This window comes from Paraburkholderia dipogonis, assembly GCF_046027395.1.
In the GTDB taxonomy this organism is placed as follows: Bacteria; Pseudomonadota; Gammaproteobacteria; order Burkholderiales; family Burkholderiaceae; genus Paraburkholderia; species Paraburkholderia dipogonis_A.
The window spans coordinates 103,530-122,865 of record NZ_JAQQEG010000017.1; the positions used below are offsets into that span (position 1 = coordinate 103,530).

Annotated in this window: 19 protein-coding genes; 10 read left to right on the plus strand and 9 right to left on the minus strand. The window is 61.8% G+C overall.

The features are described 5' to 3' along the window. Window positions 1-61: 61 nt before the first annotated feature. The 3 genes from PQR32_RS18795 (at window position 62) to PQR32_RS18805 (ending at window position 2,576) form a co-directional block, all read left to right on the plus strand. Window positions 62-865 carry a helix-turn-helix transcriptional regulator gene (locus tag PQR32_RS18795; RefSeq protein WP_408229881.1) on the plus strand — a complete coding sequence of 268 codons (804 nt, stop codon included), beginning with the start codon at window positions 62-64 and terminating at the stop codon, window positions 863-865. 238 nt (window positions 866-1,103) lie between these two features. Then, complete coding sequence (locus tag PQR32_RS18800) at window positions 1,104-1,418, plus strand: DUF4148 domain-containing protein (protein WP_408229884.1); 315 nt, start codon at window positions 1,104-1,106, stop codon at window positions 1,416-1,418. A gap of 126 nt (window positions 1,419-1,544) precedes the next feature. Next, window positions 1,545-2,576 carry an alpha/beta fold hydrolase gene (locus tag PQR32_RS18805; protein WP_408229887.1) on the plus strand — a complete coding sequence of 344 codons (1,032 nt, stop codon included), beginning with the start codon at window positions 1,545-1,547 and terminating at the stop codon, window positions 2,574-2,576. Window positions 2,577-2,679: 103 nt separating this feature from the next. Here the strand turns inward: PQR32_RS18805 and PQR32_RS18810 are convergent, their stop codons facing one another. The 3 genes from PQR32_RS18810 to pdxR all read right to left on the minus strand — a co-directional run bounded on the left by PQR32_RS18810 (window position 2,680) and on the right by pdxR (window position 5,329). Then, a complete protein-coding gene (locus tag PQR32_RS18810) occupies window positions 2,680-3,177 on the minus strand; it encodes a low affinity iron permease family protein (RefSeq protein ID WP_408229890.1) in 498 nt (165 codons plus the stop codon). A 114-nt stretch (window positions 3,178-3,291) separates the two neighbouring features. Next, window positions 3,292-3,690, minus strand: coding sequence for a bestrophin-like domain (locus PQR32_RS18815; RefSeq protein WP_408229893.1), 399 nt, complete (start codon window positions 3,688-3,690; stop codon window positions 3,292-3,294). Between the two features lie 103 nt (window positions 3,691-3,793). Beyond that, window positions 3,794-5,329 (minus strand): MocR-like pyridoxine biosynthesis transcription factor PdxR, encoded by a 1,536-nt coding sequence (pdxR, locus tag PQR32_RS18820; RefSeq protein WP_408229895.1) that lies wholly within the window; start codon window positions 5,327-5,329, stop codon window positions 3,794-3,796. A 136-nt stretch (window positions 5,330-5,465) separates the two neighbouring features. On the opposite strand from pdxR, the gene PQR32_RS18825 reads away from it, so the two are divergent. From PQR32_RS18825 to PQR32_RS18840, 4 genes are all read left to right on the plus strand, one after another. Next, a complete protein-coding gene (locus tag PQR32_RS18825) occupies window positions 5,466-6,203 on the plus strand; it encodes an NAD-dependent epimerase/dehydratase family protein (protein WP_408229898.1) in 738 nt (245 codons plus the stop codon). Beyond that, window positions 6,200-6,718, plus strand: coding sequence for a cupin domain-containing protein (locus tag PQR32_RS18830; protein ID WP_408229901.1), 519 nt, complete (start codon window positions 6,200-6,202; stop codon window positions 6,716-6,718). The genes PQR32_RS18825 and PQR32_RS18830 overlap by 4 nt, the downstream gene beginning before the upstream one ends. Window positions 6,719-7,171: 453 nt before the next feature. Further along, entirely contained in the window at window positions 7,172-7,696 is a 525-nt protein-coding gene (locus PQR32_RS18835; protein ID WP_408229904.1) for a phasin family protein, read from the plus strand. 487 nt (window positions 7,697-8,183) lie between these two features. Then, window positions 8,184-8,471 carry a hypothetical protein gene (locus PQR32_RS18840; RefSeq protein WP_408229907.1) on the plus strand — a complete coding sequence of 96 codons (288 nt, stop codon included), beginning with the start codon at window positions 8,184-8,186 and terminating at the stop codon, window positions 8,469-8,471. Window positions 8,472-8,555: 84 nt separating this feature from the next. On the opposite strand, the gene hmpA is transcribed toward PQR32_RS18840, so the two are convergent. Then, a complete protein-coding gene (gene hmpA, locus PQR32_RS18845; protein ID WP_408229910.1) occupies window positions 8,556-9,737 on the minus strand; it encodes an NO-inducible flavohemoprotein in 1,182 nt (393 codons plus the stop codon). A 112-nt stretch (window positions 9,738-9,849) separates the two neighbouring features. Between hmpA and norR the strand changes: the two genes are divergently transcribed. Beyond that, window positions 9,850-11,442: a nitric oxide reductase transcriptional regulator NorR gene (gene norR, locus PQR32_RS18850; RefSeq protein ID WP_408230092.1), complete on the plus strand. Its 1,593-nt coding sequence runs from the start codon at window positions 9,850-9,852 to the stop codon at window positions 11,440-11,442. A gap of 72 nt (window positions 11,443-11,514) precedes the next feature. Here norR and PQR32_RS18855 read toward each other — a convergent pair whose 3' ends face one another. From PQR32_RS18855 to PQR32_RS18875, 5 genes are all read right to left on the minus strand, one after another. Beyond that, complete coding sequence (locus PQR32_RS18855) at window positions 11,515-12,198, minus strand: glutathione S-transferase family protein (protein WP_408229913.1); 684 nt, start codon at window positions 12,196-12,198, stop codon at window positions 11,515-11,517. Between the two features lie 404 nt (window positions 12,199-12,602). Then, window positions 12,603-12,893 carry a hypothetical protein gene (locus tag PQR32_RS18860; RefSeq protein ID WP_408229916.1) on the minus strand — a complete coding sequence of 97 codons (291 nt, stop codon included), beginning with the start codon at window positions 12,891-12,893 and terminating at the stop codon, window positions 12,603-12,605. Between the two features lie 481 nt (window positions 12,894-13,374). Further along, window positions 13,375-14,523, minus strand: a complete 1,149-nt coding sequence (locus PQR32_RS18865) for a peptidyl-alpha-hydroxyglycine alpha-amidating lyase family protein (RefSeq protein ID WP_408229919.1) — start codon at window positions 14,521-14,523, stop codon at window positions 13,375-13,377. A gap of 396 nt (window positions 14,524-14,919) precedes the next feature. Continuing rightward, the gene (locus tag PQR32_RS18870) at window positions 14,920-15,552 is read right to left on the minus strand and encodes a hypothetical protein (RefSeq protein ID WP_408229922.1); all 633 of its coding nucleotides are present in this window, start codon (window positions 15,550-15,552) and stop codon (window positions 14,920-14,922) included. Between the two features lie 146 nt (window positions 15,553-15,698). Continuing rightward, window positions 15,699-16,703: an aliphatic sulfonate ABC transporter substrate-binding protein gene (locus PQR32_RS18875; protein ID WP_408229925.1), complete on the minus strand. Its 1,005-nt coding sequence runs from the start codon at window positions 16,701-16,703 to the stop codon at window positions 15,699-15,701. A 270-nt stretch (window positions 16,704-16,973) separates the two neighbouring features. On the opposite strand from PQR32_RS18875, the gene PQR32_RS18880 reads away from it, so the two are divergent. Both PQR32_RS18880 and PQR32_RS18885 read left to right on the plus strand, forming a co-directional pair. Continuing rightward, window positions 16,974-17,969 (plus strand): ABC transporter substrate-binding protein, encoded by a 996-nt coding sequence (locus PQR32_RS18880; protein WP_408229928.1) that lies wholly within the window; start codon window positions 16,974-16,976, stop codon window positions 17,967-17,969. A 220-nt stretch (window positions 17,970-18,189) separates the two neighbouring features. Further along, window positions 18,190-19,251 carry an ABC transporter substrate-binding protein gene (locus PQR32_RS18885; RefSeq protein WP_408229931.1) on the plus strand — a complete coding sequence of 354 codons (1,062 nt, stop codon included), beginning with the start codon at window positions 18,190-18,192 and terminating at the stop codon, window positions 19,249-19,251. Window positions 19,252-19,336: the final 85 nt, after the last annotated feature.

Below are 19,336 nucleotides of genomic sequence, written 5' to 3' on the forward strand. Positions count from 1 at the left end.
AGGCCGAAGGGCTAGAACGATGGAGCGACCTACCCTTTTAGGGGTAGTGGGGGAAACTGACATGCCGCTTGAGGTATCGGACGTTGCATTTCATCAGCGGCTCGGACGTCTGGTCGAAAAACTCGACGACAAACAGTTCTGGCATACGCTGATCGACCTGTTGCGCAAAGTGGTCCACTTCGACAACTGGGTGGCGATGATCTTTTGGCCCAACGGAAAACCTCAGTTGATCGCGGAGATACAAACCCGCACGCCGCACGACGATCTGTTCAAGGGGTATCTGAACAGCGTCTATTTGCTGGACCCTTTCTATCAATTCAGCCTGGGCGCGATCAGCCCCGGCGTGTATTGTCTGGATGAAGTCGCGCCCGATCATTTCCGCGAGACCGAATACTTTCGCCGCTATTTTTCGGTGAACGTGCTTGAAGACGAGGTGCAGTTTCTGGCGCCGCTGCCCTCGGGAGGAACGCTGTCGGTGTCGATGGGCAGTGAGCGGCGCTTCAGTTCGGCCGAAATCGGCACCCTCTGCCTTTACGGCGCGTGGTTACTTCCACTGATGTGCCATGCGCTCTCCGCGCAGACTGCCGTGCTGCCGCCGCCGGCGAGTTCGGCTGCGGGAAGCGACCGGCGCCTTCACTTCGAACAGGCGTTGCGCAAGCGATCCAATGCATCGCTGACCAATCGCGAGATCGAGATCGCGCTGATGATCCTCGCCGGTCACTCGACCAAGAACATGGCAAGGCAACTGGGTGTCTCACCCGCCACTGCCAAAGTTCACCGGCGCAATCTCTACAGGAAACTGAATATTTCCTCCCAGGCAACACTCTTTCTGCTCATCATGGATGGGGAATCAGAGGCAGGCTGAACCAGCCCGATTCGGATCGGCAATCTCAAGCAGGCGAGCGGCTTTGCGTCGCCCGCCTTCTTTGTATCGCAATGTATCTGCGCCGTAGCAGGGTACATAACGTTTCACCGACGGGCATTGCCGACATAAGCCAGATACGTCCACGGGGTCTAATGCTTCCAGGCCAGCCGAACTGGCCTTGCTAACTGGAAGCGCAGACGGGCGTTTGCGTGGAAGACATTTTCTCGAGGTGAAAGTCATGAAAGTCATTCAATCGCTTATCGTCGCTGCTGCTATCGCTTTGCCGGCTTTGTCGTTCGCGCAATCGAACCAGCCGCTCACTCGGGCGGAGGTCCGCGCGGAACTCGTCCAGTTGGAGAAGGCCGGTTACAACCCCGCCGGCGATGAAACGCAGTATCCAAGGAATATCGAAGCTGCCGAGGCTCGCGTAAGTGCCCAGCACGGCGTGGTCGCGTCGTCATACGGGCCGTCGACGGGCGGCAACTCGGCATCGGGCTCGCGTGCGTCGGACTCGGCAATAATCGGCCTCGGCGCGATTTACGCCAAGCCGTAAGGGAGGCCCGCTTCGAGGGCGAGTGTTTCTGCCGGCCACGCCTCGCGGTGTTTTGATTTAACCATTCGGTGCCTCCTGTGGGCGCACCGTTCAATTCAGCGCTGTCGCACATAAGGAGAATTAGCCATGTCTGATCAGATCAACACCCGGCGCCGCCGTCTGCTCGGAACGACGGTTGCGGGCCTCAGCCTGATGGAACTGGGCCTGAGCGGAATTGCCAACGCGCAGTCCGATAGCACGAAGGCGGGAGCCAGTGTCGCCTCGTTCGACAACCTGAAGCAGATCAACGCCGGCGCGCTCAGCATCGGCTACGCCGAAGCGGGTCCGCAGAACGGACCGGTTGTGATCCTGCTGCACGGCTGGCCGTACGATATCTATGCCTTTGCCGAAGTCACGCCGTTGCTCGCAGCAGCCGGCTATCGCGTCATCGTGCCGTATCTGCGTGGCTATGGCACGACGCGCTTCCTGTCCGCGGACACGCCGCGCAACGGGCAGCAGGCTGTGGTGGCGGTCGACATCATCGCGCTGATGGATGCATTGAAGATCGACAAGGCGATTTTCGGCGGCTTCGACTGGGGCGCGCGTACGGTGAATATCATCGCCGCGCTGTGGCCGCAACGATGCAAGGCGATGGTGTCGGTGAGCGGCTATCTGATCGGCAGCCAGGAGGCGAACCGCACGCCGCTGCCGCCGAAGGCGGAACTGGCCTGGTGGTATCAGTTCTACTTCGCCACGGAGCGCGGCTATGCGGGCTATGAAGCGAATCGCCACGACTTCAACAAGCTGATCTGGCATACGGCGTCGCCGAAATGGAATTTCGACGATGCGACGTTCGAGCGCTCGGCGCAGTCGTTCAACAACCCGGACCATGTTGCGGTGGTGATTCACAACTATCGCTGGCGGCTGGGGCTGGTGAAGGGCGAGGCGCAGTACGACGATCTGGAGAAGCGTCTGGCAACGGCGCCGACGATTTCCGTGCCGACCATCACGATGGAAGGCGACGCGAACGGCGCACCGCATCCCGAACCGGCGGCGTACGCGAAGAAGTTCACCGGCAAGTACGCGCACCGGAACATCGGCGGTGGGGTCGGACACAACCTGCCGCAGGAAGCGCCGAAAGCATTTGCCGATGCCGTGATCGACATCGCACGTTTCTAAGCGGACTGCGTGTTAGTGACTGATTCAAAGCGCCGCTCCCTTGCTGGCGCTCCCAAAAGCCTGGCAGGTCTTGATGGCGGGACTGTCGCGGACGAAGCGTTGACTAATCGCGTTGCACCGCCGCTCCTGTTTTGCTATCTCGATCTTTACCGCTTCTTCGGTTTTCGTCACCGCCATCGTCATCGCGATTGTCGACGAACGGCGAGTCGGTGTCGTTGCCACCGGCACGCAGTGCGGTCCGCGCTTCATCGGCCAGTTTTTCGTAATGCTTCCGGAAGCGCGTCAAGTCTTTTTCCTCGAGCTCTTCAAGATCGAGCAGGGCGTTATGAGCCCCTTCCAATGCGCGGATCAATTCGTCGAGCTTGATTTGCATCGCGGCGGTGTCGCGGTTCTGGGTGTTCTGGATCAGGAAGACCATCAGGAATGTGACGATCGTGGTCGACGTGTTGATCACGAGTTGCCACGTATCGCTGTAGTGAAAGAGCGGGCCGGTGAAGGCCCAGACGATCACCATGACGACGGCCAGCACAAAGGTGGCCGGCCTGCCGGTTATCGTGGAAAGGTAGCTTGAGAACTTCGAAAACCATTTGCCGCTCATCATGATCTCCGGGAGTCGGGTCGACGTAAGGCATGATCGCACAGACTCAGCCGCCGCCTTTTCCCTTGAGCGTCCTGCCGACGTGGCGGCGCGTACAAATTTCGTCGCTGCGCCGCGTTACCGTGTCATCTCCGCCAGCGCCCGTTGCAGAGGGGCGGGCGATACGCTGATCGGCCCCGAAAACGGAGCGTCCAGTTCCAGTATCAGGTAGATCGTTCCCGACATTAACGCCGCCGCGACGAGGAGGCTGATGACGACCACGGTATTGCGCGGCGCCCGGTATCCGAAACTCGCAAATATCAGCAGCAACCACATGACGACCATCACGACGATTGGCGGGGGAATCGAACCCTCCGCCTGCTCGAGCAAAGCCCAGCGCAACTCCACGATCCTGCGGTATTCCTGGCGAGCGTCGTTCCAGACGGAAAGATGCTGCTCGTCGGTTGGCGTGAGGGCTCTCAAGCCACTGCCGACGTCGTTGAGCAACTGTTCGGAAGTCTTGTCGGAAACCAGCAACGGGTCGCTGCTCCTCCATTTGCGTTCGCAGACAAAACGTCGTAAACGGTCTACGGGCTGGGCCACGCGGTAGCGTCAATCCGGTCTGCGCGTACGCGATGGTTCATCGCGAACGGCGCGTCAACGCTCGAGCCAGAGCGATCACGCCCGACTCTATTTCCTCGACATCGATCGACGCAAAACCGAGCACGAGCCCCGGCGGCGCGGAACGGTCGATCGCATACAGCGACAGTGGGCGCGTCTCGATGCCTTCGCGTGCCGCGCGCCGCGCCGCGTCGGCGTCGTCCGCGCCTTGCGGCAGGAAGGCGGGCGCATCGAGTCCCGCCACGATCGGTGCAAGCGCGAGCAAGCCCGAGAGATGCCGCTCGACCGCCGACGTCAGCGCCTCGGCCCGCTCCCCGTAGAGCATGCGCATGCGCCGTATGTGCCGGCCGAAATGGCCGTCGGCGATGAAGTCGTGTAACACCGACTGCTGATCGGTTGGAACATGCCGCGCCGTCGACGACAGCGCGGCCACGAACGGCTCGACCAACCGGTCGGGCAAAATCGCGTACGCGGTTCTCAAAGCGGGAAACAGCAGCTTGCTGAAGGTGCCGCAGTAGATCACGTGTCCGTGGTCGTCGAGGCTCTTCATCGCGGCGAGCGGGTGGCCCACGAAGCGGTACTCGCTGTCGTAGTCGTCCTCGATGATGACGGCGCCTCTAGCCCGCGCCCATTCGAGCAACGACAGGCGCCGTTCGAGCGCGAGCGGCGGGCCCAGCGGCGCCTGGCGCCCGGCGGTGACATAGGCCAGCCGCGCTGCTGCCGCGTGCTGACGAGCCCATGAGACATCGACGCCGGCCGTGTCGACCGGCACGCCGATCACCCGCGCGCCCGCTGCTTCGAGCACGAAACGGGCGCCGGGGTAACCGGGATCTTCCATCCACGCGGTGTCGCCCGGATCGAGCAGGAGGCGAGCGGTCAGATCGATCGCCTGCTGAACACTGCCCAACACGACGACGTGGTCCGCCGAACATCGAATACCGCGCGACGGACCGACATAAGCGGCGATTACTTCACGCAGCGGCCGATAGCCTTGCGCCTCGCCATCGCCGAGCAGATCCCGCTGCGCGCGACGCACCCGGTTGGCCGCGAGCCGTGCCCACAATTCGAATGGAAACGCGTCGAGATCGGGCTGGCTGGCGCGAAACGCGCGCGCAGGGCGCGTGCGGCCGCTGAGTTGAAATGCGCTCCGCGCGAGCAAGCGGCCACGCGCCGACAATTCGACACCAGGCGGCTGCGTGCCGCTGTCGCCGTTGCGATGACGCTCGCGGGCGAGCGGCCGGCCACTGCGCTTTCTGGGCGACGTCTGCTCGCCGCTGTCGATACGCCGATCCGGCAGCTCAGCCGCAACGAAACTGCCTCGCCCCACTGCGCCCGACAGATACCCTTCGGCGTCGAGTTGCGCGAAAACGCCCAGCACCGTTCCGCGCGACAGTCGAAACCATGCCGCGAGATCGCGCGTGGAAGGCAGGCGCGCGCCCGGCGGCAACGTCCCGGACAAGATCGCCTTGCGCAACTCGTCATAGAGCCAGCGCTGAAGCGGCACGCCTTCCGGCCTGGGCGCTAGCGCAAGTTCAATCTGTTCGGCTCGCCGCACTCTGGTCCTCGTCGAATTGGCTCAATCAATTTCCGAATAATGGACCTTTTTGATGACCATTCACAGTCTTATGCTGGGGGTCATTGGAAACGCGGCATGTCGCCGATTTCGCGTAATGACTCTCGGGAGAAAGGAAATGGCACACAAGGTGTTCGTCGCCGGAGTAACGGGCGCCATCGGAAGCGCGCTTGCGCCGCTGCTGATCGACGCGGGCTATACGGTGTTCGGCAGCACGCGGCGCGCCGACCGCGCGAGAGAACTCGAGGACGCGGGCGTGGTGCCGGTCGTCGTCGATGTGTTCGATGCGGCCGCGCTGCGTGACGCGCTCGTGCGCATCGCGCCGGCGAGCGTGCTTCATCAATTGACCGATCTGCCACCCGGGCTCGACCCCGCTCGAATGGGCCAGGCAGTGACGGCGAACGCGCGGATACGCGATGAGGGCACGCGCAATCTGGTGGCCGCGGCGATCGCGGCGGGCAGCCGCCGGATGATTGCGCAAAGCATTGCATGGGCGTACCGGCCGGGAACGACGCCTTACGACGAAAGCTGTCCGCTCGACATCGATGCGCCGGGCGCGCGCGGCACGAGCGTGCGTGGCGTCGCGGCGCTCGAGCGGCACGTGCTGGAAGCGGCGTCGCTGAACGGCACGGTGCTTCGCTATGGACAGATCTACGGACCTGGCACAGGCGCCGATGCCCCGGCTGGTGCAAGTCCGCTGCACGTCGAAGCGGCGGCCGTTGCGGCCTTGCTTGCGCTTCAACGGGGCAACGCCGGCGTGTACAACGTCGCGCAAGACGCAGCCGAAGTGACGAGCGCGAAGGCGCGCCGTGAGTTGGGTTGGTCGCCGGATATGCGATCGGCGGCGCGCGTATGAATCCGCTGACACTGACGCTACCGCGTCCTGCGCGCAAGCCCGCCATGCTCGCACTGGCCACGATGACGATGCTGGCGCTCGGCCCGGCGGCGCCTCGGTCGGCCATCGACTGGTTCGCCGACATCTGCGGTGGCGATTCATTGATGTCCAACGCATCGACGAGCACCGACGCAGCGAGGCGCCCTGCATCGACCGTGAAAGTACTGTCGTGCGAAGCGCTGCCCAACGCGCCGGGCAAGTCGGTGACGACGGCCATCGTCGACTTTCCGCCGCTCGGCTTTACGCCCGCGCATCGTCACCCAGGCTCAGTGACGGCGGTCGTGCTGGAAGGGACGATCCGCTCGCAACTGCAAGGTGGGCCGCCCGTCAACTACGCGATTGGACAGACCTGGTTCGAGCCGCCGCGCGCGCTTCATTTATTCGCTGAGAATCCCGATCCGGTCGGCCCGGCGAAGTTACTTGCGACATTCATCGCTGATACCAATTGCGGTCCGCTGGTATTGCCGCCTGACTGAGGCCGGCAGTGTCACTGCCAATTGGTTGTAAATCCGCATCACATTTTGTCCTTTCCTCATGAGATAGACGGTCGCATACGCATGCATTTGACCGTCTATCGCACATCTGCTCATGCACTTCGTCGCGCGATCAAGCCGCTTACGGACAGTGCTTCCCACGCTATTTCCCACAGGTCGGCGCATACGCCGAGGTCGCGAATATTCCGCTGATCTTTCGACGATCAAAGTCGCGCCTTTCTTCAGCCAAAATCATGCCGTCGCCCAAGGGTAATTACTTACAAAACAGTGCGCCAACTGCAGATTTAACAAAGTTAGAATGTTTCATCTAATGCTGCATCGCAGAACGATTCGAGCGGGTTGGCTCAAGCCGAAGAGCTAGCCACTGCTTGCGTCCCGACTGGTATCGCATACCTCTTGTCTGAGCAATGTGAACGTTTAAAGAAGGAGTGCAGAGTGTATTTTTCGACGCCAGAGCAATTCGTCTCCATTCAAAGTGCCAATGTTGCCGTCGCGTTTTCGTTGGCGCAGCAAACATTCCAGTATTTTGAAGAGCTGGCTAAGTTGAACCTGCAGGCGGCCAAGGCCACGTTCGCGGAGAGCGAACAGGCGTGGCAGATGGCGGTGTCGGGTAAGACGCCGGTCGAACTGTTTATTCATCAGGCCAGCAACGCGAAACCCGTCGCAGAGAAAGTACTGTCTTATAACGGTCACGTGGTTGACCTTACCAATGCCGCCCAGGCCGAATTTCTGAAGATTTTCGAAGACCGGTTTGCCCAGTCCAACACGAAAATGCAGACGGTTTTCGACGACTTCGCGCGCAACGCGCCGGCAGGCTCCGAACTCGCGGTCACCGCGTTCAAGTCGGCGGTTTCCAGTGCGGGCGCCGCCTACGACGCGATGCGCAAAGCCACCGCGCAAGCCATTGCCTTGGCGGAGGCCAGTCAGCTGACCGCGCCTGCCTCGGCGCGGGCCAAATAACGCAATTCAGCCAACAGCAATGCTCACGCAGCCTGGAGCAAACGCTCCAGGGCTGTTGTTTCGCTTTCCTCCAAGCAGGACGGATCGGCCGATTCGGAAACGAAATGGGTATCGCATTGCTTGCCAACTCGTTCGAAGGGCGATCCGAAGGCGCTTAAAAAAGTTAGCCGGGAATGTAATGGGAAGTCACGCTTCTTATAAGAACGATCTCTCGCACATTGAAACGATAGTCACAACGCTAGAGAGATTGCTTTCAAAAGGTGATTCGATGGCTTGCACGTCGGTAGTCAATGAGCCGGATTATTGGCGTCAACGCATCGAGACGATACTGAATCAGCGTGAAATATCAAAGGTCGATCGGGAGCATGCTGACGCTTTGCTGAGACGCTTAAGCGGGATCATCAAGATGCCTTAATAAGGCGGCAGAATCGAACACACATCTGAATGCCGCGAGCAATGCGGCTCAGTCAATATAAAAGGGTACGACATGACCAGTGAATCTTCTGAGAGCGGTTTGCAGGTGCTTTCGTCGCAAACCTCGGGCCGTCATCGACTCGTGGTGCGCGCGGCGCTTCATGGTATGCGCATTGCCGCAATCTGGCAGGTGCTATTTCCCTTCTCCCGCAACGTCGAGACAGTCGCTGTGACGACGCTTCCGGGCAGCGGGTTTGAAGAGGTCACGATCGCGCTGGCTCAAGCGCAACGCGAGTTGGTGGATGCCATGATCGCGCGCTTCAAGAGCATGTCCTGGGTGACGAGCGCAACGCTTTGCTGAGGGCGTAAGTCACTTCAACGCGACCGACGGTTGCATGCAAATAGCCGGCTCCGGCTATTTGCACGTCGAGCGCAACCCGCGCCTTTATTCCAGTGCGGAAGCCGGACCAAAAAATTCATAACGGCTTTGCGATTCCGGCACGCCAATCGCCTTCAGGTGTTTCTTGATGGCCTTCATGAACGCGATCGGTCCGAGGAAATAGACGTCGACGTCGCGCGTCTTGGGCAGCCACGCGTCGAGGCGCGTTTCGTCGAGATAGCCGATGCCATGCGCGTCGGCATCTTCCGCGCGGCGCTGCTCATAGCAATAGAAACGCTTCAATTTCGGATGACGCGCGGCCAACTGGTCGATCATGTCGCGGAACGCATGAACGCCACCGTGACGCGCCGAGTGAATGAAGTGCACAGGGCGATCGGTCTGCAACGCGGCTTGCAGCATGGCCAGCGTAGGCGTGATGCCCACGCCGCCGCTAATCAGCACCAGCGGCTTGTCGTTGTGTTCGAGCTTGAAATCCCCAGCCGGCGCGAACAGTTCTACCGTGTCGTTTTCATTGACGCGCGTGTGCAGATGGTTCGACACCTTGCCATTCGGTTCGCGCTTGACGCTGATACGGTATTCGCGGCCGTTCGACATGGCCGAGAGCGAATAATTGCGCCGCACTTCCTCGCCGTCGATAAAGAGCCGCACGCCGATGTATTGCCCCGGATGAAACGCGAGCAACTCGCCGTTGTCGTCGGGACGCAGATAGAACGACGTGATCTCGTCGCTTTCCCGCACTTTGCGGGCGACCCGAAAGAGCCGCGTGCCGCGCCAGCCGCCCGGCGCCGCTGCCCGCTCGGCGTACATTTTCTCTTCGAGGCCGCTCAACAGATCGGCGAGCTGCTGATAGGCGGCGGCCCACGCTTCGATGACCGCATCGGTTGCGATCTCGGCGCCGAGCACTTCGCGGATGGATTTGAGCAGACACTGCCCGACAATCGGATAATGCTCCGGCAGGATATTCAGCGCGACGTGCTTGTTGATGATCTGCGAGACCAGCCCGCCAAGTTGTTCGAGTTGATCGATGTGACGTGCGTACATCAGCACGCCGTTGGCCAGCGCGCGCTGCTGCGCGCCGCTCGCCTGGTTGGCGAGGTTGAACATGGGACGCACTTCGGGATGTTCGCTGATCAGCATGTCGTAGAAGTGCGTGGTCAGCGCCTCGCCTCCGCTTTCGAGAAGAGGAACGGTGGCTTTGACGATGGCGCGGTGTTCGGCGGAAAGCATAGGAAGTCCTGGTTGTTGGTGGAGATCCAGTCGGGCTTCGACTGACGTGCTTCTCTATCCATGTTTCGTGCCAGGTATAAAATGCAATTAAATCAACGATCTGAATTTAATGATGGTCAATTCGACTTTAGTCGAAAAGACTCCAGATGGAGTCAATCTGACTGCGGAAGCGCTTCTCGACGTCCTGACGCCGCTGATCCTCGACCTCTCGCGTGACCTGTCCGACCGCGAACGCTACCGCCGTCTGCTCAGCAGCCTGCGCGCGCTGTTCCCCGGTGACGCGGCCGCTCTATTGCGTCTGGAGGGCGATATGCTGGTGCCGCTCGCCATCGACGGATTGAGCAGCGATACGCTTGGGCGGCGTTTTCGTGTCGGTGACCACCCGCGCTTCGAGCAGCTTCTGTCGCGGCCGGAGCCGACCCGCTTCGCCGCCGACTCCGATCTGCCGGATCCCTACGACGGCCTCGTGCAAGGCGTGGCCGGGCATCTCGAAGTCCACGATTGCCTCGGCTGTCCGCTGTTCGTTCGCGGCCGGCCGTGGGGTTTGCTCACGCTCGATGCGCTCGACCCGGCACGCTTCGACAGCATCGACATGGCGTCGCTGCGGGCGTTTCTGGGCCTGGCCGCCGCCACGGTGAGCGTCGTCGAGCGAATCGACACGCTCGCGCGCAGCAGCGAAGAGGAGCGGCGCCGCGCGGAGGCTTACCGGCAGGCGAGCAGCCAGAGCCGGCGCGAGATGGTCGGCAGCAGCGACGCGCACACGCATCTGATGAAGGAGATCGAGATCGTTGCCGGCAGCGATCTGACCGTGCTGATCACCGGCGAGACCGGCGTCGGCAAGGAACTCGTGGCCAATGCGATCCACGCGCTCTCGTCGCGGGCGAATAAGCCGCTGATCAGTCTGAACTGCGCCGCGTTACCGGACACGCTTGTCGAGAGCGAACTGTTCGGCCATGTGCGGGGCGCGTTCTCCGGCGCATCGTCGGACCGGCGCGGCAAATTCGAACTGGCCGACGGCGGCACGATTTTTCTCGATGAAGTGGGCGAGCTGCCGCTGCAGGTGCAGGCCAAGCTGTTGCGGGTTTTGCAGAACGGCCAGTTGCAGCGCATCGGCTCGGATCACGAACACAAGGTCGACGTGCGGCTGATCGCCGCAACGAATCGCGATCTCGCCGAAGAGGTGCGCACGGGGCGGTTCCGCGCGGACTTCTATCACCGGCTCAGCGTCTATCCGTTACGCGTGCCGCCGTTGCGCGAACGCGGCCGCGACGTGTTGCTGCTGGCGGGGTTTTTCCTCGAAGAGAATCGCTCGCGGCTCGGCCTGCTGAGTCTGCGGCTCTCGGCGGATGCGCAAGCCATGCTGCTGCGCTATCCGTGGCCGGGGAACGTGCGTGAACTTGAACACCTGATCGGCCGAAGCGCGCTCAAGGCACTGGCTGCGAATCGCGAGCGCCGGCGGATCCTGACGTTGACGGCCGCCGACTTTGCGCTATCAGCCGCACCGTCTGAAGACAAAAGCCAGACGCCAGCCGAGACAACCGAAACCGGATTGAAAGACTTTCGCAGCGCGGTGACCGAGTTCGAGCGAACCACCGTTCTCGACGCCTTGTCTCGCCACAACCAGAATTGGGCGGCCGTCGCGCGCGAACTCGGTCTCGATCGGGCGAATCTGAACCGGTTGGCCAAACGGCTTGGCCTCAAATGACGGGCAACGCAATGAGCCGCGCAACCGCTGCAAGACGGCGGCGTGTCGCGCGGCACGACTAACGGTCGATGCTTAAGCGGCTACGTCCTCGTTGTGCGGAAATAGCGCGCGACGTGTCTCTTCGTCGAACTCGGCTTTCAGCGTCAGCTTGTCCTTCAACGCTTGTGCGCGAGCCGCGGCCGGACGCGCGGAGATTTCATCCACGACGCGCTTCACGTTCGGATACGCGCTCAGACCCGCCTCGCCGACAATGTAGCCGGCGAAGCTGGCCCAGCCCCACAGCGCGATGTCCGCGACCGAATAAGCATCGCCGGCCAGATACTTCGACGTCGCGAGGCGCTCATCCAGCACGCGATAGTGCCGCTCCACTTCCTTCAGATAGCGATTGCGCGCATAGGGCAGCGGCGTCGGCGCGTGGTGCAGAAAGTGCACCGCCTGGCCCGAGAAGGGCGACAGTCCGGTTGCGATGAACATCAGCCACGACAAGGCCTGCGCGCGTTCGGCAGCCGATGCCGGCAGGAAACGTCCATGTTTCGCCGCGAGGTGCAGCAGGATGGCGTGCGAATCGAACACGGTCACGCCGTCGTCGGTAATCGCGGGGACTTTTGCGTTCGGGTTGATCCGGAGAAACTCGGGGCGATGTTGTTCACCCTTGAACGTGTCGACCGCGATAAGTTCGAACGGGGTCTGCAGTTCTTCGAGCATCAACGCGACTTTCATCGGGTTCGGCGAGGGGTGGAAGTAAAACTTCAGCATGACGATCTCCAGGGGAATAAGGGGTAGGGCAGATGACGACCGGGCGGCACAGCGCCGCTCGGATTTACGCTGCGGTGGCTGCCCGGTCGTTGCGACCTGTGGTGATGATGGGCTGCCGGGCCGCTTTTGCCGTACGACTATTCCGATGAGAACGTTCGAAGGATTCGCACGTGTTGTCACGAACGCATCGAGATCGCCCGCCTGCCGTTACTCCGCGATCGAAAAGCGCGACGGGCGCTTTTGCGGTGCCTTGGTCGGACGCTCCACGCGCGAGGTGGCGCCGCGTATGAAGAGAATTGCGCAGAAGGCCACCATGGCCCAAATGCAGAAAATTACCGTCAGAGCGCTCATTTGAGTTTTCAGATGTAGAGACTGCGATTAGTGCTGTTCGGCCTGCGGGCCGGTCAGTGTGTCGTATGCGGGCTATTGCCGTCAAACAGAAGTTCGTCGATCAGACGCGTGGCCAGTGCCAGTTGCTGTTCGAGCGACGCCCGCGCCGCTTCCGCGCCCGCCGCGTCGCCGCGTGCGGCGGCGTCATAGGTCTGCGTCGCGAGGCACAGCACGCTCTCCGACGCGAGGTGCAACCCACGCATCGTTTCGGCGTCGGCGTCCGGCACCGGGCTGGTCCATTCTGTCGTCGAAGCAGCCGGCAGGCCGATTTCGAACTCGTTATCTTTATCGTGGCGGGTAGACATCGCAGGCTCCTTGCGCAATTGGCACGATGTCAGTGTGCTCCGCTCGATCGGATTTCAATCGGGCGAATAGAAGCCTGTTTTTTAGTCAATCCTCGATGATTGGGAAGTCCAAGTATTCTGCTGAAGAATAGGCGGATGGCGGCGCTGCCGGCGCGCCTACACGTGTCACTGGTTTCCATCGACGCGAGCCTGCCGCGTCGTCCTTCACTCCTGCTTCGTTCCGCCCGCCTCATCCTGCGACTCGAGTGCCGCAACCATCTCGCCGTCCGGTGTGTCAGATCCGACGGTCACGCAACACGTCGCAACAACAGTTCCACGATAGGCGGCGCATGGGCGCAATCCGTTCGTTATCCGTAAAACTTCGTTTAACGAACTAACCCGCAGAGTCAAACGAAAACTGTCGTCCGACGCGCCGGGCGCACGAAGCCTTCCCCCCAGCAGCGTCTTCAGCAGCCGCCGCGCCGTCTCACACAACGGTGCGTCAAGCGTGCAGAACCAGTTTCTGCACGCGCCAGTTCAGCAGTTCGGCAACGAACAACACGTTCTCCGATGGACACGCCATCTGATGAATCCAGCCGAACTGCTTCGGTTGCTTGCCGGCTTTGCCGAGTACGCCGATTACCTTGCCGTCGAGTGTCATCTTGTAGATGCGGCCCGGAAAAGCGTCGGCGCTATAGAGCACCTGATTCGGTCCCGGCGAGATACAGATCGCCCACGGCGAGCCGGGTGCAAACGTGCCGGCCGCGATTGCCGCTTCGTCCGGCATGTCGCCGATCGCCGGACGCGCGTCCGGCGGCACCGGCACGTCGATCGTGAATTGCCGCAGGAAAGTGCCTTCTGTGTCGAACACCTGGATGCGCCGGTTGCTGCGGTCCGCGACATAGACGTTGTCGTGCGCGTCGAGCGCGATGCTATGCGGCGTATGAAATTGCCCCGGCCCCGTACCGCGCTCGCCCCATGACTTGATCCAGTTGCCGTCGCGATCGACTTTCGCCACGCGCGAGTTGATATAGCCGTCGCTGATGTACGTGTTGCCCGCGACGTCCCATGCCACGTCCGTGACCTGGCGAAAGCGCCCAGGCTCGGCGGGCAGCGGCGGATTGGGGTGTTTCAGCGGCGCGGTTTCTTCGTCGGCGGCTTCCTGTTTGCGGCCGAACACCATGGCGACGCGTCCGTCCGGTGTGAACTTGATCACCATGTCGGAGCCTTTGTCCGTCACCCAGATGTTGTCCTGCCGGTCGATCTTGACCGTATGCGCGAACGACCATGCATACAGGTTGTGTCCGATCTCGCGCACGAAGCGTCCGTCGGGCGCGAACTCGAGAAGTTGCGCCGCCGCCGCGCCATACGCCGGTCCGGTCGAGTTGCCGCGCGACAGCACGAAGATATGTCCATGCGAATTGAGTGAAACACCGGAACACTCGCCGAAATACACGTCTTTGGGCAAATGAACGGGATTTGGAATCGAGTCGTAAGCAATCGAGGGTACGGCGGGTGAGTCCGCGAGAGCCGGTGGTATCGCGAGTCCGGCGGCAGTGCCGGCGACGAGGCTCAAGAAAGTGCGGCGACTCATTGCCCGATGCTCGGCGCTGCCACAGCACGGGCAAAACGACCCATATTGCTCGCTCATCCGATGTCTCCTGTCGATCAGAGTTGGCGCTTTAGCGCCTTACGCATGGTCCCATGCAAGATGGTTGCGTTGGTATCGCGTACGGTCCCGTGTGGGGAAGCCAACGTGCCGAACGCGCAGGAGCAATCGTAGTGCACATTCCGCGCGATAGCCAAGTCGTCGTGCGGCTACCGGCAACGTGTGGAGAGCAAGACTCGCTAAATGCAATACAACCTGCTTTCAACTTCGAGTCTGCGATGAAGTGTGCGCGGCGTCATGCGCATGTTTTCGGCGATGCGGTCGATTGCAGCGACTTGCCGAGTTTGAGAGGCACGCGACATCCATGCTGCCGCGTAGTTGATCGGATTACCCGTTGATCGAAGGCCAGTGGCCATTCAATTAGTTCGGACTGCAATCTTACTGCGTGCCGCCCGGTGGTGCCTGCGAGGCCGCATTCACCCGTGCGGATTCCCTCACCAGTTCCTGCGTCATCGCGGCGGCGACGGGGTTCGAACCGCGGTGGTCCTGGCTGGTCGGCCCGGCCTGCGTCGCTGGCGGCATCGGCAACGACGGATCGGGTTTGGAAGATTCCCTGACGAGCTGTTCCGTCATGGCCGCCGCGACGGCGTTCGAGCCGTGCCGGGTCAGATCGTCGCGCGCGCGGCCGATCGGCTGCGCGGTGTTTGCCTTCGCAGCGACGGATTCGCCCGTCTCCGCCGATGCGGGCGCGCGGCCCGGCTGTTTATGTCGCGATGCTGGTGGCGGCGCTTCCGTTTGCGCGTTCCTGGCGACGGGGCCCGATTTAGACGGCAGCGGTGCGCCCGCGATTTCGCCCGTATTGTTCGCGGACGGCGAAGTGGAAACCACGTTGCCCGCGCTCACATGCGTGCCGTCCACGCGCGGATCGACCGCCGTCGTCGTGACGGAGTTGGCCGTTACCGCCTCCGGCGGCGCCTCGGAGCGGTTGCCCTTAGGGAGAAGCTGGTAAGAGATGAATCCCACGTCCACCAGAACCAGCGCGATTATCAACGCCTTGCCTGTATTCGTCATATCCAACACCGAGTCGTTCGAGTGAAATGATCGAATCATCATAATCGACCGCCAAAAAACATTTTGGGCGGCGTTTTGCAATGCGATTTATTCGGTTTTTTCCACGCGTTTTGACACCGTTTTGACATCCCCCGTCAGCTAGTCCATCAGATACCCGCCGGCTCTCCGCGTTTAGTTCCGAAGTCCCAGCGCTGCGCCTGCGCAGTCTCGACTTTGGCGGGCAACAATCCGGCCTGAAAGAACGTATCCGCAATCTTTTGCTGCTCGCCGAAATTCTGCGCGATAACAGGCCGCACCAGATAACTGCGGCGCGCATTCGCACGTTCGATCGTGGCGGCGTCGAGTCCCCAGATCGGCGCGAGCGTCTGGGCCGCTTCCTGAGGATGCGCGCGCAGCCAAACGCCCGCTTGCGTCAACTGGTCGAACACGATCTGGATGACCTCGGGGTGCGCCGCTGCGAAGCGATTCGACGCGAGATAGTAGCGCTGATACGACGCGAGTCCCTTGCCATCCGCGAGAATGCGCACGTCGGCGTCTCGATCGACGGATGCGACGTACGGATCCCACGTGATCCACGCATCGACGCTGCCGCGCTCGAAGGCCGCGCGGCCGTCGGCCGCCGTGAGGTAGCTGATTCGCACATCGGCGGGCGTGAGGCCCGCCTTGATGAGCGCCGCAAGCAGCAGATAGTGGCTGCCGGCGGCCTTGGTCACGGCAATGCGCTTGCCCTTGAGATCGGCGAGCGTGCGCAGCGTACTGTCCTGTTTGACGATGATCGCCTGGGCGCCCGGCGACGGCGCTTCCTGCGCGACATAGACGAAGCGCGCATGCGCGGCTTGCGCGAAGATCGGCACGGTGTCCGCGACGTCCGCGCTGAAATCGACGGCCTCGACGTTGAGCGCTTCGGTCAAGGGCAGGCCGCTCGAAAACTCGTTCCACGACACGCGCACGCCCAACGGCGCGAGCGCTTTGTCGAGCGACCCGCTCGCCTTGAGCAGCGTGATCAACGTCGATGACTTCTGATAGCCGATCCGCAGCGCGATGGGTTCGCCGTTCGCGGCCGATGTTTGCGCGTAGCTGCGCGTCGCGAGCGTAGTCAGCGAGGAAGCCAGCGCGACGCGAATAAAACCCCGTCTGGTGAGCAGCGCCATGATTCATAGTCCTTGAGTCGAGTCTGGAAGAAGGCCAATCGGCCATGCTAGCAACGACTCTGCGCGGCGCGAACTGATGGTTTCAGCTAAAGATCGAACGCCAGCGCATAAGCGCGTCCGTGCATCGAAATACAGAGCGAACGACGCGATTCGCTTGCGCCATTAAATGCAAAAGATAAATATTGATTCGATATAAACATATAGAAAGAGAATAATTCTCAGGTGCCGTCTTCGTCGCTACGCTTGCGGGCAGATCGTCAGCGAGGGCATATGGCCGGTTCTATTTCTACTTCGTTTTCCGCACGGCGGCGCGCGCTCAAACTCTTGAGCGCCGTACCGGCATTCGCCGCATCCGGCGCATTCAATTCGCTCGATGTCCGCGCAGGCGAACTCGCATCGGTCACACTCATGCTCGGCGATCAGGCCGGCGGTACGCGTGCACTGGCCGAAGCGGCCAAGGTGCTGGACGGCGTGCCGTACGCGTTTCGTTGGGCCAATTTCCAGGGCGCGGCGCCGCTCTTCGAAGCGCAGCGCGCGGGCGCTGTCGATCTCGCGCCTGCAGGCGATTTGCCGGTGCTTGCCGCGGCCGTCGGCGACCCGACGCTGAAGATCGTCGCAACGCGCGTCGGTTCCGGCGCGCAACTCGGCATTCTGGTCGCGCAGGATTCGAAGATTCGCACGGTCGCGGACCTCAAAGGCCGCACGGTGTTCGTTTCATCGGCGCGCGGGAGTATTTCGCAGTTTCAGCTTTACGGTGCACTAGCCGAAGCCGGTCTCGCGAAAGATGACGTCAACGTTCGTTTCATTCTGCCCGTCGATGCGTTTGCCGCGTTCGCGTCCGGATCGATCGAGGTGTGGGCGACGTTCGATCCGTACTACGGCATCGCCGTGCAACGCGGCGCGCGCGTTCTGCGCGACGGCACCGGCATCAATAGCGGCCTTGGTTTCATTACGGCCTCGGGCGCGGCCCTCGCGGAACCGCGCAAACGCGCGGCGATTGCCGACGTGCTGTTGCGATTCCAGCGCGCGGGCGATTGGGCGCTCGCGAATCCCGACGCCTACGCGCAGATCTACGCGACGCTGACGCGTTCGCCGCTCGATGCCGCGAAGCGCATCACGCAGCGCGCGTCGCTGAAACAGCACTTCGTCAACGAGGCGGATATCAACGCGCTGCAAAAGGTTGCCGACAGTGCCAATCGCGACGCGATTCTGCCGCGGCGCATCGACGTGCGCGCGATTTCCGACACTCACATTGCGAACGCGTGACACGCAGCCGCCGATAACCTGGCATAGCCGAAGCGGTGCGTGCTACACGCTTACGCACCCGGCGTTTTCACGGCATTGAGCGGATAAACGGCGTCATAACGTGACGTCATGGGCACTCAAACAATTCGGGCGTTGTCGCGGATAAATAGACTCACTATATTGGGCTCAACGATGCATGACATCGACGATATGTTCGCTCAACCGTCTCGAGGACCCCGTCGTGATCAAGAAGCCCATGTTGTGCCCGCTTGCCGCTGTTCTGATCCTCGGCGTCGCGAATCTCGCGCCCGCGTGTTTGACGCCCGCGTTTGCCGCAGCCGGCAAGATTACCTTCGTCTCGCAGGGCGGGACCTATCAGGAGGCGCAGACCAAGGCGATCCTCGACCCGGCCGCGAAGCAGCTCAACATCACCGTGAACCAGGACAGTATTCCGGACGCGTGGCCGCAGATCAAAGCCCAGGCTGCAACCGGCAAGCCGATCTGGGACGTGGTCGACACGCCGACGTCCAACTGCCTGCGCGGCGGCAAGGAAGGCCTGCTGGAGAAGCTCGACTTCTCGAAGATTCCGAATGCGGCGGCCATGCCGGAGAAATATCGCACGCCGTACTCGGTCGCCTATGAGTTCTATTCGACGGTGATCGGCTACAACAAGAAGACGCTGAAGAAGGTGCCGCAGAGCTGGGCCGATTTCTGGAACGTGAAGGCATTCCCCGGCACGCGCGCGCTGCGCAACGACCCGCAGACCGTGCTCGAAGCCGCGTTGCTTGCCGACGGCGTGCCGCGCGACAAGCTCTATCCGCTCGACGTCGATCGCGCGTTTAAGAAGCTGCAGCAGATCAAGCCGGATGTGACCGTCTGGTGGACCTCGGGCGGCCAGTCGGCGCAATTGCTGCACGACGGTGAAGTCGATATGACGATGATCTGGAACGGCCGCGCGAGCGCGGTGCGCAAGGACAATCCCGATGTCGACTTCACGTTCAACGACGGCATTCTGCAGAACACGCAGCTCTGCGTGCTGAAGAACGCGCCGAACCTGCCCGAGGCGATCAAGTTCGTCAACGCGGCGGTGTCGCCCGAATTGCAGGCCAACCTGCCGCTTTATATCGACTACGGTCCGGGCAATCCGGCGGCATTCAAGACGGGCAAGATCGACGCGAAGCGCGCGAGCGAGCTGCCGAGCTCGCCGGAAAATGCGTCGAAGCAGACGTTGATGTCGGAGGAATGGTGGGCGTCGGACGCCGGCGTTCAGGCGAAGGCGCGCTGGCTCAAGTTCATGCAGTAAGCGCAACCGTATCTTCTTGCGCGCGGGATTCGGGTCCGTTGGACGCCAAGGACGCCGAAACCCGCGCGCAACTCTTGGCGCTTCT